This window comes from Thermus caldifontis, assembly GCF_003336745.1.
Classification (GTDB): domain Bacteria; phylum Deinococcota; class Deinococci; order Deinococcales; family Thermaceae; genus Thermus; species Thermus caldifontis.
The window spans coordinates 50,161-63,742 of record NZ_QGMX01000013.1; the positions used below are offsets into that span (position 1 = coordinate 50,161).

Here is a 13,582-nt window from a genome sequence, read left to right on the forward strand (position 1 = left end):
ATCTTAGTTAAGGGGCCCCGGGACAAATGCCCCAAAGGGCTAGGGAAGCCGGAATGGACTCCTCAACCCAGCCAAGGCGATGGCTCTAGCTTCCTCCGGGGCCCAGGAAAGGGCCAGAACCCCCCGGTAGGCCCTCAGGGCCCTCTCCCGCTCCCCCGCCAGGTCAAGAAGCTGACCGAAGCGGGCCAGGACGTAGCCCGGAAGATACCCGGGGTGCTGGAAGTCCATGCGGAAGACCTCCTCCATGAGGCTTAAGGCCTCCTGCCACTCCCCGGCCGCCAGGTAGATCTGAGCCGCCAGGTACAGGGCCTCGGGATCCCCTATCTGGAAAAGCCCCTCCAAGAGCCCCGCCCAGTTGTCCTCCTCCTTAAGCTGCCAGGCCCGGTCCAAAAGGGCCCTCTGGCGTTCCCTCTCCGTGGGCTCATGGGCCTTGGGCAAGGCCTCAGGGAAATACTCGGCCAGAAGGGAATAGTCCAGAAGCTCCGCCACCACCGCCCCTTCCCGGCCCTTAAGGACCTTTGCCACCCTCGCCATGCGCCGGGCCCTAAAGCCCGTGGCTGGCCCTTCCCCAAAAGCCTGGACGAAACCCCCATACACCTGGCGTAAGCGGGAGAGGAAGCCCTCTGAGCCCAGGTCCTCTGGGGTAAGGGGGGTCTTGAGAAGCTGCAAAAGCTCCTGGTCAAAGCCCTGCATCCTCTCCAGATGGGGTTTGCCCAAGGGATGCTGGGCCAAGGCCTGGCGGAAAGCCTCGGCCTCCCCTTTGAGGTGCGCCTCCTCGTCCAGGGCCACCACCGGGATTCCCCCTTCCTCCGCCCAAGGGAGGAGATGGAAAAGAAGCGGGTCTTCCTCCCGCCAAAGGCCCCCTTCCAGTTCCGCCTCCGAGTGGGAGGCCAGGTACATAACCTTGGGGTGGGCCTCCTGCAAAAGGGCCAAAACGGTGGCGGCGTTGTAGCGTGGATGCAGGATGTGGAAGGGCCCAAGGGAAGGAAGCAGCAACATCCTCACCATCTTAGACCTTCGGGAGCGCAACTACCGCCTGGCGGTGCTCAACGGCTGGCTGGTGTGGCTGGGGGATACCTTTTTGAACCCCAACATCGTTCTCACCAGCTTCGCCGCCAAGCTGGGGGCCCCGGGGGCCTTGATCGGCCTCCTGCCCGCCTTGCTCCAGGCGGGGGGCATGATCCCCCAGGCCTTCCTGGCCTCCTATGTGGCCCGGTTCCCGAAGAAGATCGTCCTTTACCGTCGGGTGGCCACCTTAAGGCTTTCTGGGGTCCTCCTCATGGCCCTTTCTGCCCTTTTCCTGGGGAGTTGGCCGGAGCTCCTCCTGGTGGGCTTCCTAGCTGGCCTTCTCCTCAACGCCCTTTTCACCGGCGTAAGCAGCCTCCCCTTCTGGGAGGTGGTGGCCAAGACCACGCCCTGGGAGCGCCGGACCCACCTCTTTTCCGCTCGGAACCTGGTGGGAGGGCTTCTGGCCTTCCTGGCAGGCTTCTTGGTGCGGGAGGTTTTGGCCCTTCCCCTTACCTTTCCCCTGCCCTATGCCCTCCTCTTTGCCCTGGGAGCCCTGGCCTTTGGTCTGGGTTGGTACCTCTTCGGCCTCACGGAGGAGCCGGAGGAGCCCCCCAGGTTTCACCGCCTGGACCTCCGCCTCCCCCTTAGGCGGGTAGACTTCCGCCGCTACCTGAGGGTGCGGGTCCTATTGGGCCTGGCGGCCATGGCCGAGCCCTTCTATGCCGTCTATGCGGTGCGGGTTTTGGGCCAAGGGAAGGAGCTTGGGCTTTACCTCTCCCTTTACGCCCTCTCCTTCACCCTTTCCAACCTGCTTTGGGCCAAGTTGGGAGAGCGCAGCTCCAAGGGGGTGCTTCAGGCTGGGTCCTTCCTAGCCCTTTTCCCTCCCCTTCTGGCCCTTCTCCTGCCTCCCCCCTTTTTTGGCCTGGTCTTTCTGCTGCAAGGAGCCTACTTGGCCGCCTTGGGGCTTGCCACCACCACCTACCTTCTCAACCTGGCCCCACCGGAGGAACGCAGCGCCCACATCGGCCTCGCCAACACCGTGGCCGGGCTCTTCGCCTTTTCTACCGTGCTGGGAGGATGGCTAGCGGACCGGTTGGGCTTTCCCACCCTCTTCCTCCTGGCGGCCTTCTTCTACGCCTGGGCCCTTTATGCCGGCAGGAAGTTGCCGCAAGAGGGATGAGGCCTCACCCCGATGACCACCCCCCAGGGGCTTCCCCTAGCGCAAGGGAAAGGTTTTCGCCTGCCTACCCCATGGCCTCAAAGGAGGTCCGGGCCCAAGCTGGGCCGGTCCCAACCGGCCACCGGGCTGTGTATAGTAGGGTCCATGGTGGTCTACCTACCGGATGGAAAGGCCCTCGAGGTGGAGGAGGGCGCCACCGCCTGGGACGTGGCCCGGGCCATAGGCCCGGGGCTAGCCAAGGCCGCCGTGGGCGCCTTGGTGAACGGGGAGCTTTACGACCTCCTCAAGCCCCTTCCCCCGGGGGCCCAGGTCAAGATCCTCACCGAGAAGGACCCCGAGTACCAGCTCCTCTTCCGCCACACCCTGGCCCACGTGCTGGCCCAGGCGGTGAAGGAGTTCTTTGCCGAAAAGGGCTACGATCCGGAAAGCGTGAAGCTTGGGGTGGGGCCGGTGATTGAAAAGGGCTTCTACTACGACATAGACGCCCCCGAGCCCATCTCCGACGAAGACCTCCCCGCCATAGAGGAAAGGATGCGGGCCATCCTCGCCAAAGACCTCCCCTTACGCCGCTACGTGTTGCCCCGGGAGGTGGCCCTTTCCCGCTACCAGGGCAAGGACCCCTACAAGACCGAGCTCATCCAGGACCTGCCCGAGGAGGAGGAGATCAGCTTCTACCAGCAGGGGGACGAAACCTACGGCTTCACCGACCTCTGCCGCGGGCCCCATGTGCCCTCCACAGGCCGCATCCCTCCCCATTTCAAGCTCACCCACGTGGCCGGGGCCTACTGGCGGGGGGACGAAACCAGGCCCATGCTGCAACGGGTCTACGGGGTGGCCTTCCGCACTGCGGAGGAGCTCAAGGAATACCTCTGGCAACTGGAGGAGGCCAAGAAGCGGGACCACCGCCGTTTGGGACGGGAGCTGGAGCTATTCCTGATCGATCCCATGGTGGGCAAGGGCCTGGTGCTTTGGCTTCCCAAGGGCAACGTGATCCGCGAGGAACTGGTGGCCTTCATGCGGGAGGAGCAGATAAGGCGGGGCTACCAGCTGGTCACCACCCCCCATATCGGGAGCCTCGAGCTCTACCGGACCAGCGGCCACTACCCCTACTATGCGGAAAGCCAGTTCCCCCCCATCAGCTTCCAGGAGCGGGGTGAGGAGGAGGAGTACCTCCTAAAGCCCATGAACTGCCCCCACCATATCCGCATCTATGCCTTTAAGAAGCGCTCCTACCGGGAGCTTCCCCTAAGGCTTGCCGAGTTCGGCACCGTCTACCGCTACGAAAAGGCGGGGGAGCTTTTGGGCCTCACGCGGGTACGGGGTTTCACCCAGGACGACGCCCATCTCTTCTGCACCCCCGAGCAGGTGAAGGAGGAGTTCTTAGGGGTCTTGGATCTGGTGCTGAAGGTGCTTTCCACCCTGGGCCTAAAGGACTACAGAGCCCGTATCGGCACCCGGGACCCCAAAAGCGAAAAGTACGTGGGCGACGAGGCCAAATGGTCCTTGGCGGAAAGGCAGATTGAGGAAGCCGCCCTGGAAGCCGGCCTCCACTACACGGTGGAGGAAGGGGATGCCGCCTTCTATGGCCCCAAGCTGGACTTCGTGGTCAAAGACGCCTTGGGCAGGGAGTGGCAACTGGGTACCATCCAGGTGGACTACAACCTGCCCGAGCGCTTCGGCCTCACGTATGTGGGGCCGGATGGGGCCGAGCACCGCCCCGTCATGATCCACCGCGCCCCCTTCGGCTCCTTGGAGCGCTTCATCGGCATCCTGATAGAGCACTTTGCCGGGAACTTTCCCCTGTGGCTTTCCCCGGTGCAAATGGTGGTGGTCCCGGTTTCGGAAAAGCAGGAGGACTACGCCAAGGAAGTGGTCTCTAAGCTCAAAGAGGCGGGCCTCAGGGCCGAGGCCGACCTGCGCCCTGAGCGCATGCAGGCCCGCATCCGCGACGCCGAGGTGGGGAAGGTGCCCTACATCCTGGTGGTGGGGGACAAGGAAAGGGCCGAGGGCACGGTGAGCGTCCGCAGGCGGCTTCGGGGGAACCTGGGAACCATGCCCTTGGCGGCTTTCCTGGAGGGCGCCCTCAAGGAGTACAGGGAACGCCTTTTGGAGCCAGCCTTCTGATGCGGGCGAGATCCACCCTTTTCACCATATTTTTGGAATATGTCTACCCGGAAAGGCGTGCCCCGGTGCGGGACCTTATTGCCATGATGGAGGTCCTGGGCTTCTCCGAGGCGGCGGTGCGGGCGGCCCTTTCCCGGAGCGCCAAAAGGGGCTGGGTGGAGCCCCGGCGGCTGGGAAGGCTGGCCTACTACGCCCTTTCCGACCGGGTCTACTGGCAGGTGCGCCAGGTGCGGAAACGCCTCTACGACCCCCCCATCCCCTGGGACGGGCGTTTCCTCCTGGTCCTACCGGAAGGCCTAAGGGAACGGGGGGAAAGGGAGCGCTTCCGGCGGGAGATGGCCCTTTTGGGCTACGGTAGCCTGCAAAGCGGGGTCTACCTGGGGGCAGGGGTGGACCCCACCGCCACCCGGGAGCTTCTCGCCTTTTACGGGATTTCCGCCACCCTCTTCCAGGCGGAGCACCTGGGGCCGAAGGAGGTGGTGCTCCGCGCTTTCCCCCTTCAGGAGGCCTCGGCCCATTACCAAACCCTTTTCGCCAGCCTCCCCCCGGCACCCGAGGACCCCCTTCTGGCCTTCCGCACCCTGACCCGCCTGGTGCACGAGATGCGCAAGCTACTTTTCCTAGACCCCCTCCTGCCCGCCGAGCTGCTTCCGCCTGGTTTCCCAGGCCCCTCCGCCCGAGAGCGCTTCCTCGCCCTCCGGGAAGCCCTTTATCGGCAGGCCGAGCCCTTTCTTAAGGGGCTATCCCTCCCCTTCTCAGCCCTCTCACCCCAGGCCCGGTAACCTTTAGGGCATGAGGCGGCTTCTCTCCCTGCCCCTGGTCCTTTTTTCCCTCGCTCAGGCCCAGGTGGTCATCCCCTTTTGGCACACGGCAGGCCCACCGGGGAATAGCGTGGTGGAGGAGGCTATAAAGAGCTTCAACGAGTCCCAGCGCACCTACCGCCTGGAAGCCCGGTACGTGGGGGACTACCGGGAAGCGGGGGTAAAGCTCCTGGCCGCTTTGCGCTCGGGAGGGGCCCCGGTCCTTTTCCACGGGGAGCTTTCCTTCCTGCCCCGCTTGGCCCAGGAAGGGGTAGCCTTGGCCCTGAACCCCTACCTGCAAAACCTCCCCAAGGACCTCCACCCGGAGATGATGCGAACGGGCCAGGTCCGGGGCCAGACGTATGGCCTTCCCCTGGGGCTTTCGGTGCCTGTCCTTTACTACAACAAGGATGCCTTCCGCGCCCGGGGCCTTAGGCCCCCCAGGACCTGGGCCGAGGTGGAGGAGGCCGCCGGTAGGCTCACGGGCCGCACCAGCAAGGGGATGGTGATCTCCACCGACATCTGGAGCTTTAACGCCATCGTCATGAGCCTGGGGGGGAGCCTGGTGAAGGATGGGCTTCCCGCCTTCACCTCCAAGGAGGTGGTGGAGGCGTTGGAGATGCTTTACCGCATGGTGCAGAAGGGGCATGCCCAGGCCAGGAACCTGGCGGAGGCCCAGTTTGCCGTGGCCGATTTCCTGCGCACCAAGGCCTTCATGGGCATCGGGCCCACCACGGCCCTGCCCGTGGTCCTCTCCCAAACCTCCTTACCCTTCGCTGTGGGCCTAGCCCCCCTGCCGAGGCGGGAGGGGGGTGCGGTGCCCCTTTCCGGGGCGGCCTTGGCGGTGCTCAAAGGGGCAAGCCCCGAACAGGCCCGGGGGACAGTGGCCTTCTGGCTCCACTTCCTGGAACCCAAACGCCAGGCGGAGTGGGTGCGCACCACCTGGTACCTACCCCTCAGGAAGGAGGCGGAAAAAGAGCTGGCCGATTTCCTGAAAGATCCCGAAAGGCAAGGGGTCTTCGCCCAGGCGGAGGTGGGGCGTCCCTGGAGCCAGGACCCGGAGCTGGTGGTCTGGTATAGCTACCTGGAAGAGGCCCTGGAAAGGAGCCTCAAACAGGGGGTAAGGCCCGTGGCGGCCCTCGAGGAGGCCCAGAAAAAAGCCCTGGCGGTGGAAAGGCGGTAGGGCACCTTCTTTGGGCACCTACGGCGCCCGGTAGGGGGAGAAAAGGCCGGATACCCCTCCGACAAGGAGGGTGGTAAAATCCCCTCCATGAAAAAGCTGGTTGCCCTGGTCCTCTTCCTCCTTCCCGGCCTAGCCCAGGTGGAGGTTTCCTTCTGGCACTCCATGGATGGCCCCGCGGGCCGGCTTCTCTCCAGCTTCGCCCAGGAGTTCAACGCCCGGCAAGGGCTTTACCGGGTCACCCCCCAGTACGCGGGGGACTACCGGGATGCGGAAACCAAACTGGTGGCCTCCTTACGCACGGGAAGCCAACCCGTGCTTTTCCAGGCGGAGATCAGCTTCTTCCCCCGGCTCGTGGGGGAAGGCCGGGCCGTAGCCCTGGACGCCTACCTGAACCTAGACCGGGCCTTCCTGGAAGACCTCTTTGAACCCGCCTGGAACTACGGGGTCATGGATGGCAAGCGTTACGGCCTTCCCCTGAATACCTCCACCCCCGTGCTCTTCTACAACCTGGATGTCTTCCGGGCCAAAGGGCTTAAGGCCCCAAGGAACTGGAAGGAGTTTGAGGAGGTGGCCAAGGCCCTTACCTCCCGCCAGGCCAAGGGCTTCATCTTCGTCACCGACCCCCAGGCCTGGCTTTTTGAGGCCATGGTGACCAGCCGGGGCGGGAACCTGGTGCGGGAAGGCAAACCCAACTTTACCTCCAAGGAGGCCCTGGAGGCCCTGGAGATGCTCTGGCGCCTGAACAAGGCGGGGGCCCTTTCCGCAAGGAACATGGCCGAGGCCACTTTCGCCCAGCTGGACTTCGTGCGCACCAAGGGAATGATGGTCATGGCCTCCATCGCCAACTGGCCCGCCGCCGAGAACTTCTCCTTCGCCTTCACCCTGGGGGTGGCCCCCGTTCCCCGGGAGCCCGGGGGAAGGGTGCCCATGGGCGGAGCCCAGCTTTTAGTCCTGCGGGGGGCCACGGAAGCCCAGGTGCGGGGAGCCCTGGAGTTTTGGAAGTACCTCATGGAACCCGGGAACGTGGCCCGCTGGGTGGAGGCCAGCTACTACGTCCCGGTACGCAAGTCGGCCATCCCCCTCCTGGAGGGCTTCTATCGGGAAAACCCCTTCCGCAAGGTGGCCTTTGAGCAGATCGCCTATGCCCAGGAGCGCCCCCGCATCCCCCAGTTCTCCGCCTGGGCCAGCGTCCTGGCCGAGGCCCTGGAAAGGGCGCTAAAGGGTGGCGTACCTCCCCAGCGAGCCCTGGAGGAGGCCCAGAGAAAAGCGGAGGCCATCCGGTAACGCCCCCGAAAGACCCCCTAAAATGGCAGGGATGCGCCTAGGCTTTAGCCCCTTCAATGCGGAGATGGGGTACGAGGAGGCCTTCCGCCTGGCAGCGGAGCTGGGGCTGGACCTCGAGGTTCCCTACGACCTGCACGAGGTCCTGCCCCTGCCGGATGCCAGGGCCTTGCGGGCCACCGGGGAGGCCTTAGGAGTAGGGTTCACCCTCCACCTCCCCTTCGTGGAGATGAACCCGGCCAGCCTTATCCCCAGCGTCCGCGCCTTGGCGGAGGAGCGCCTGAAGCGGGCCCTGGAGTTTGGCGAGGCCCTGGGGGCCAAGGTGGGCGTGCTCCACACCGGCCAGGTGCCCGTGCGTCACCCCATGGCCTTAAGCCTGGCCCGGGAGGCCTTGGAAAAGACCCTCTCCTCCCTCCTTCCCCTCCCCTTTCCCGTGGCCCTGGAAAACCTGGCCCTATCCGAGGAGGACCTCCTCCGGGGCCCGGAGGAGCTAAAAGCCCTCCTGGAACGTTTCCCCCAGTACGGCTTCTGCCTGGACGTGGGCCACGCCCTGGTGGAGCTTGGCCCCCAAGGGCCTTTCCTCTACTGGGAGGCCTTGGGGAATAGGCTTCTCCACCTGCACCTTCACGACAACCACGGCCAACGGGACGACCACCTGCCCGTGGGTACAGGAAGGGTGCCCTGGGAAAGGCTGGCCCCCTATCTAAAGGCATTCCCTGGGACCGCGGCCCTGGAGGTAAGCGGGGGCCCGGCAGGGGTGCGGCAAAGCTGGGCCCGGCTGCACGCCCTCCTGGTCTAGAGGCCCTTCCCTACCCGTGTCGGGAATCATAAGCGGGGACATCTGTCCTTGGCGGGGTACGCTTATAGTAGTGGAGTGGGGTTTTGTACCCCCCTTCACAAAGGGAGGCAGAATGGTCGTAGACCGGATTGAGGTGTACCTGGATGGGGCCAGCGAACCCCTGGCGGTTCTTAGGGAACCCCCTTACCGGCTAAACCTGGACACCCGCAAGATCCCGGATGGGGAGCACGTCTTACGGGTGGTGACCCATTTCCGTGGGGGAGGCGAGGAGATAAGGGAGATTCCCTTCACCGTAAACAACTACCCCGACGTGATGGTCCTGGGCCTGGACGAGGGGGGGGAAGTGGCGGGGACCCTCGAGCTCCGCCTGGCCGTGGGGGAACCCGAGCTCCCCGTGGAGCCGGTGCGCTTCAACCCCATCTGGTACGTGGTGGCCTCGGTGATCGTGCTGGGCAGCATCTGGGCCTACTTTGCCCTTTCCCCTGCAGCGGAGAGGATAGCAACCGAGCTGGCCCCCCCGGCCCAGGAAACCCAGGCCCCAAAGGAGGGCCCTGGCCCGGCCGCCAGCGTGGACCCGGCCCTCATGGAAAAGGGCAAGTCCATCTACGAGGCCAACTGCGCCGCCTGCCATGGGGCAGGCGGCCAGGGGATGCCCCCGGTCATGCCCGCCCTGGCGGGCAACGCCAACCTAAAGGATGCCCAGATGATCCTGGGCACCGTAAAGAACGGGCGTGGGGCCATGCCGGCGGTGGGGGCCGCCTTCTCGGAGGAGGAGCTCAAGGCCGTAGCCACCTACATCCGCAACAGCTTCGGCAACAGCTTCGGCCCGGTGGAGTAAGGGGGGCTAAAGAATGTACCGCAACGACCCGATCCTTCCCACCTTCGCCCTCATCCTGGCCTTAGGCCTCTTCTATATGGCCTACCTGGATGGGCTCCACATCGCCCGCCTCCTGGGCCACACCCCAGAGGAGCTCTCCGTGGGCCAGATCGGCCTGATGGCCTTTGGCGCCGTCCTCCTCCTCTATGGCCTCATCGGCCTGGTCTCCTACTGGCTAGAGGGCGTGGAGCTCCGCCCCGGCCGTCATTTTCCCGCCCCCTCCACAGCTCCTGTGGCGGTAGGGGTTATCCTGGTTCTCCTCCTCACGGCCCTTTCCGGCTTCTTCGTCCGCCTCATGGTTTACTCCGCCCAGACCGGGCACAACCCCACCTGGCTCCAGGGCTTGGTTTTTGGGGCCATCAGCCTGGTGGTGGCCATCCTTTTGGGCATCTACAAGAAGTACTTCGGCCGGGACGAGGCAGTTACCGAGGAGGAGAAGAGCCACTTCCCCTGGTAAGAGGTGAGGTATGGACGAACGCGAGATTCGCTTGCAACGATCCCGCAGGCGGCTTTTCCTGAAGACCGCCATCGGCACCGGAATCGGCCTTTCCCTGGTTTCCGCCTTCTACGTGGGGGCCAGCCTGCGTCCCAAGGCCGAGGTCACCCCGGAGAAGGAGCCCTTGAAGCCGGGGGACATCCTGGTCTATGCCCAGGGCGGGGGGGAGCCCAAGCCCATCCGCCCTGACGAGCTAAAGCCCGATGCCCCCTTTGTCCTGGCCTACCCCATGGACCCCAAGAGCAAGGTGGTGAAGGGCGGCGAGGCCAAGAACACCGTCTTGGTGGTACGCTATCGCCCTGAGGAGCTCTCTCCCGAGGTGGCCCAGCACGGGGTGGAAGGCATCGTGGCCTTTTCCGCCGTCTGTACCCACCTGGGCTGCATCATAAGCCAATGGGTGGCGGACAGGAAGGCGGGCCTTTGCCCTTGCCACGGAGGGACCTTTGACTTTGCCCAGGGGGCCAAGGTGGTGGCCGGACCCCCGCCCCGGCCCGTACCCCAGCTTCCCCTCAAGGTGGAGGGGGACGTCCTGGTGGCCGCCGGGGAGTTCCTGGGCGAGGTGGGGGTGAAGGCGGAAGCGGGCTTCTGCCGCCACGTCTAGGAGGGAAGCATGTACAAGTGGCTAGACGAACGCCTGGACCTCACCGGCTTTTACCAAAAGGTCCTGCGCAAGGCCTTTCCGGTGCACCACTCCTTCTTCCTCGGGGAGATCACCCTCTTTGCCTTCATCGTCCTGGTGCTCACCGGCATCTTCCTCACCTTGAACTTTGAGCCCTCCATCCGGGAGGTTAGGCTCCCCGATGGCCGCACCGTGCCCGCGGCCTATGCCAGCGTTCTCTACATTGATAGCCTCCCCTTCGGGGCGGTGATCCGGAGCCTCCACCACTGGTCGGCCCACGTGATGATCGCCGCCGCCTTCTTGCACATGCTCCGCATCCTGCTTTCGGGAGCCTACAAGAAGCCCCGGGAGCTCAACTACCTGGTGGGCCTAGGCCTTTTGGGTCTGGCGGTGGTCACCGCCTTCACGGGCTATGCCCTGCCTTACGACAACTACGCGGTCACCGCCACCCGCATCGGCTACGGGATCGCCGCCTCCATCCCCTGGGTGGGGTCCACCCTGGCCCAGGTGATGTTCGGGGGGGAGTTCCCCGGTTCCGAGAAGGCCATTCCCAGGCTCTATAGCCTTCATGTCCTCTGGCTTCCCCTGCTTCTCATGGCCCTCATCGGGGTGCACCTGGCCATCATGATGAAGCAGAAGCACACCCAGCCCCGCTATGCGGCAAGGGTGGCCCCCGGGAGGATCCTCGGCGTGCCCATGTACCCCCAGCAGCTGGTGATGATGGGCATCCTCTTCGCCCTGTACGTGGGCATCATGACCCTGATCGCCGGGGCTTTCCTTGCTCACCCCATCGAGGCCTTTGGCCCGCCCACCCCCAACACCCCCGCGGTCAAGCCCGACTGGTACTTCCTCTGGATCTACGGCATCCTGCAGCTCATCCCCTCCACCTGGGAGTTCCACCTCTTCGGGGCCACCATCGGGCCGGAGTTCATCGGGGGGGTGGTAATCCCCGGGCTCCTGGGCCTGGTGGGCCTCCTTTTGCCCTTCCTGGACACCCGCAAGGACAAGATGCGCTACATGGAGCTCCCCTCGGAACACCCGGTGCGCACCAGTGTGATCCTGGCCCTTCTGGTCTTCTTCCTCATGACCACGCTGGCCGGGTACAAGATCGACTTCCAGCAACAAGGCTCCATCCTGGGGAACAACGCCGTGCTCTGGAGCCTGGTCCTGGGTGGGCCCTTGCTCACCTACATCGTCTCCTACACCCTGCTCCGCATCTTCTTCGGGAAGGAGGAAGCCCCCCACAAGGCCTAGATGGGGTTAGAAGAAGGGCCCCCGCCACAGGCGGGGGCCCTAGCGTTTCCCTCCGGCCTAAGAGGACTTTTCCTCCTCGAGGCCCAGGCTTGCCAGAAGATCGCCGTAGAGGTCGCCCAGCTTCACGCTGGCGCTTGCCGTGGGCACCGCGGAGGCATCGTACAGGTTGTACTCGGCCACGGCCCCGTACTCGTACTCCCGGCGCTCCTCTTTTACCGCCCAGCGGGGTCCGGGCTTCCTCTTGCCCCGGGCCTCCTTCCCCTTGGCCCGACGGGGCCGCTCCTCCTCGGCCTTGGGAGGAGGCGGGGGCAGAAGGCGCTTGCGGGAGAGGGAGATGCGTTGCTCCACGGGATCGATGTTGAGGACCACCACCTCCATCTCCTCCCCCTTCTTGAAGAGGGCGGCGGGGTTTTCGACGCGCCCGTGGTCCAGCTCGGAAATATGAACCAGGCCCTCCATACCCGGCTCCAGCTCCACGAAGACCCCGAAGTCGGTGATCCCGGTAACCTTGCCCTTGACCACGGTGCCCGGAGGGTACTTCTCGGTGAGGAGTTGCCAAGGGTCGGGCTGGGTCTGCTTAAGGCCCAAGGAGAGGCGGCGCTCGGCAGGGTCCAGCCTCAAGACCACCGCCTCCACCTCCTCCCCTTCCTTCACCACCTCGGAGGGGTGCTTGGGCCTTTTGGTCCAGGAAAGCTCGGAAATGTGGATGAGCCCCTCGAGGCCAGGTTCCACCTCCACGAAGGCCCCGAACTGGGTGAGGCCCACCACCTTGCCCCGGACACGGCTTCCCACCGGGTACTTCTCGGCCACCGTGGTCCAGGGGTCGGGGATGAGGGCCTTGATGGAGAGGTTCACCCGCTCCTTCTCCGGGTCCACGGAAACCACCTGGGCCCGCACCTTCTGGCCCTTGTGGATCACTTCTTTGGGGTGGTTAAACCGCCCCCAGGTGATCTCGGAACGGTGCACCAGGCCGTCCACCGGGCCCAGGTTCACAAAGGCCCCGAAGTCGGTGACGTCCACCACCGTACCCTCCACCACCTGCCCGGGCTGGAGGCTCTGGAAAAAGGCCTCCTTGGCCCGCTTCTGCTCCTCTTCCAACACCGCCCGACGGGAGAGGAGAACCCTCCCCTTTTTGCGGTTAAACTCGATGATTTTCACCAGGATCTGCTGGCCCACGTAGGCATCCAGGCTGGGGATGCGCCTGAGGTCCAGCTGCGAAGCGGGGATGAAGGCGGATACACCATCCAGGTCGGCAATCACGCCTCCCTTGACCTTCTCCTTGACGGTGACGGTCACCGGCTCGCCCTTCTCATAAAGCTCCCGGATGCGGTCCCAGTGCTCCGTGGCCTCCACCTTTTTACGGGAAAGGAGGACCTGGCCGGTTTCCGGATCCACCTTGGTGACCTGAACCCGCACCAGATCCCCAGGCTTCAGAAGGGCCTTCAACTCCTCCTCAGGAAGGGACTTCTCCGTGAGTTCGTTAAAGGGGATGATGCCTTCCGTCTTCGCGCCGATATCTACCGCCACACCCTCTGAGCCCACCAAGACCACCTTGCCCGTCAGGACCTGCCCGGGGCGCACGCGTTTTTCCAAGCGGGCCTCGGTCTCCTGCAGGGCCTCTTCCATGCTGAAGGCCTGGTCTGGGGTCAAGTTGGCTTCGCTGACCTGGGTCGCCTTTTCTTCCATGCCGCCTCTTTCCTCCTTACGCGCCTTCTAGGGAAGGCGGGCGCATCTTGCGCACGTCCACACGAAAAGGAGGGGGAGAAGCCTCACTCCCCGCTTCCGTGTGAACCGGCCCCGAAGGGCATACCCTTCCTTTATACCACGGGGAGGCCCCCTTGCCAAGAGGCTGTAATTGGCCACTACATTTGAGACACCTTGGGGAACCGACCCCTCCTGTATCTTAGCCAGGAACCCTAAGGGGGCAAGGCCACCCAAGGCCATGTGGGGCCTTCTGCGGT

At 64.7% G+C, this 13,582-nt stretch carries 12 protein-coding genes and 1 pseudogene; 10 read left to right on the forward strand and 3 right to left on the reverse strand.

The genetic code is table 11. The annotated features are described in order from the left end of the window. Nucleotides 1-39: 39 nt before the first annotated feature. Nucleotides 40-1,008, reverse strand: a complete 969-nt coding sequence (locus DK874_RS08915; protein ID WP_205387574.1) for a tetratricopeptide repeat protein — start codon at nucleotides 1,006-1,008, stop codon at nucleotides 40-42. On the opposite strand from DK874_RS08915, the gene DK874_RS08920 reads away from it, so the two are divergent. From DK874_RS08920 to DK874_RS08965, 10 genes are all read left to right on the forward strand, one after another. Further along, a complete protein-coding gene (locus tag DK874_RS08920; RefSeq protein ID WP_114313672.1) occupies nucleotides 965-2,188 on the forward strand; it encodes an MFS transporter in 1,224 nt (407 codons plus the stop codon). The genes DK874_RS08915 and DK874_RS08920 overlap by 44 nt on opposite strands. Nucleotides 2,189-2,332: 144 nt before the next feature. Continuing rightward, on the forward strand, nucleotides 2,333-4,312 hold the full coding sequence (thrS, locus tag DK874_RS08925) for a threonine--tRNA ligase (RefSeq protein WP_114313673.1): 1,980 nt from the start codon (nucleotides 2,333-2,335) through the stop codon (nucleotides 4,310-4,312). After that, on the forward strand, nucleotides 4,312-5,094 hold the full coding sequence (locus DK874_RS08930) for a PaaX family transcriptional regulator (RefSeq protein ID WP_114313674.1): 783 nt from the start codon (nucleotides 4,312-4,314) through the stop codon (nucleotides 5,092-5,094). The genes thrS and DK874_RS08930 overlap by 1 nt, the downstream gene beginning before the upstream one ends. 10 nt (nucleotides 5,095-5,104) lie before the next feature. Then, nucleotides 5,105-6,295 (forward strand): ABC transporter substrate-binding protein, encoded by a 1,191-nt coding sequence (locus tag DK874_RS08935; RefSeq protein ID WP_114313675.1) that lies wholly within the window; start codon nucleotides 5,105-5,107, stop codon nucleotides 6,293-6,295. An 87-nt stretch (nucleotides 6,296-6,382) separates the two neighbouring features. Further along, nucleotides 6,383-7,579, forward strand: a complete 1,197-nt coding sequence (locus DK874_RS08940) for an ABC transporter substrate-binding protein (RefSeq protein ID WP_114313676.1) — start codon at nucleotides 6,383-6,385, stop codon at nucleotides 7,577-7,579. 31 nt (nucleotides 7,580-7,610) lie between these two features. After that, nucleotides 7,611-8,375 (forward strand): sugar phosphate isomerase/epimerase family protein, encoded by a 765-nt coding sequence (locus DK874_RS08945; protein WP_205387575.1) that lies wholly within the window; start codon nucleotides 7,611-7,613, stop codon nucleotides 8,373-8,375. Between the two features lie 112 nt (nucleotides 8,376-8,487). Beyond that, nucleotides 8,488-9,213, forward strand: coding sequence for a c-type cytochrome (locus tag DK874_RS08950; RefSeq protein WP_114313678.1), 726 nt, complete (start codon nucleotides 8,488-8,490; stop codon nucleotides 9,211-9,213). Between the two features lie 13 nt (nucleotides 9,214-9,226). Then, nucleotides 9,227-9,709 carry a DUF1129 domain-containing protein gene (locus tag DK874_RS08955; protein ID WP_114313679.1) on the forward strand — a complete coding sequence of 161 codons (483 nt, stop codon included), beginning with the start codon at nucleotides 9,227-9,229 and terminating at the stop codon, nucleotides 9,707-9,709. Between the two features lie 10 nt (nucleotides 9,710-9,719). Further along, nucleotides 9,720-10,349 (forward strand): QcrA and Rieske domain-containing protein, encoded by a 630-nt coding sequence (locus DK874_RS08960; RefSeq protein WP_114313680.1) that lies wholly within the window; start codon nucleotides 9,720-9,722, stop codon nucleotides 10,347-10,349. 9 nt (nucleotides 10,350-10,358) lie between these two features. Continuing rightward, nucleotides 10,359-11,621 (forward strand): cytochrome b, encoded by a 1,263-nt coding sequence (locus tag DK874_RS08965; RefSeq protein ID WP_114313681.1) that lies wholly within the window; start codon nucleotides 10,359-10,361, stop codon nucleotides 11,619-11,621. Nucleotides 11,622-11,678: 57 nt separating this feature from the next. Here DK874_RS08965 and DK874_RS08970 read toward each other — a convergent pair whose 3' ends face one another. Both DK874_RS08970 and DK874_RS12120 read right to left on the reverse strand, forming a co-directional pair. Beyond that, nucleotides 11,679-13,307 carry a 30S ribosomal protein S1 gene (locus DK874_RS08970; RefSeq protein ID WP_114313682.1) on the reverse strand — a complete coding sequence of 543 codons (1,629 nt, stop codon included), beginning with the start codon at nucleotides 13,305-13,307 and terminating at the stop codon, nucleotides 11,679-11,681. A gap of 150 nt (nucleotides 13,308-13,457) precedes the next feature. Then, nucleotides 13,458-13,582: pseudogene (locus DK874_RS12120) on the reverse strand (integrase core domain-containing protein); the annotation flags it as partial.

Bases quoted from the DNA above. Each gene is read 5' to 3' on its own strand.
- DK874_RS08950 (WP_114313678.1), top strand. From the start codon at position 8,488: ATGGTCGTAGACCGGATTGAGGTGTACCTGGATGGGGCCAGCGAACCC.
- DK874_RS08960 (WP_114313680.1), top strand. From the start codon at position 9,720: ATGGACGAACGCGAGATTCGCTTGCAACGATCCCGCAGGCGGCTTTTC.
- DK874_RS08930 (WP_114313674.1), top strand. From the start codon at position 4,312: ATGCGGGCGAGATCCACCCTTTTCACCATATTTTTGGAATATGTCTAC.
- DK874_RS08940 (WP_114313676.1), top strand. From the start codon at position 6,383: ATGAAAAAGCTGGTTGCCCTGGTCCTCTTCCTCCTTCCCGGCCTAGCC.
- DK874_RS08955 (WP_114313679.1), top strand. From the start codon at position 9,227: ATGTACCGCAACGACCCGATCCTTCCCACCTTCGCCCTCATCCTGGCC.
- DK874_RS08945 (WP_205387575.1), top strand. From the start codon at position 7,611: ATGCGCCTAGGCTTTAGCCCCTTCAATGCGGAGATGGGGTACGAGGAG.
- DK874_RS08915 (WP_205387574.1), bottom strand. From the start codon at position 1,008: ATGGTGAGGATGTTGCTGCTTCCTTCCCTTGGGCCCTTCCACATCCTG.
- DK874_RS08935 (WP_114313675.1), top strand. From the start codon at position 5,105: ATGAGGCGGCTTCTCTCCCTGCCCCTGGTCCTTTTTTCCCTCGCTCAG.
- thrS (WP_114313673.1), top strand. From the start codon at position 2,333: ATGGTGGTCTACCTACCGGATGGAAAGGCCCTCGAGGTGGAGGAGGGC.
- DK874_RS08920 (WP_114313672.1), top strand. From the start codon at position 965: ATGTGGAAGGGCCCAAGGGAAGGAAGCAGCAACATCCTCACCATCTTA.
- DK874_RS08970 (WP_114313682.1), bottom strand. From the start codon at position 13,307: ATGGAAGAAAAGGCGACCCAGGTCAGCGAAGCCAACTTGACCCCAGAC.
- DK874_RS08965 (WP_114313681.1), top strand. From the start codon at position 10,359: ATGTACAAGTGGCTAGACGAACGCCTGGACCTCACCGGCTTTTACCAA.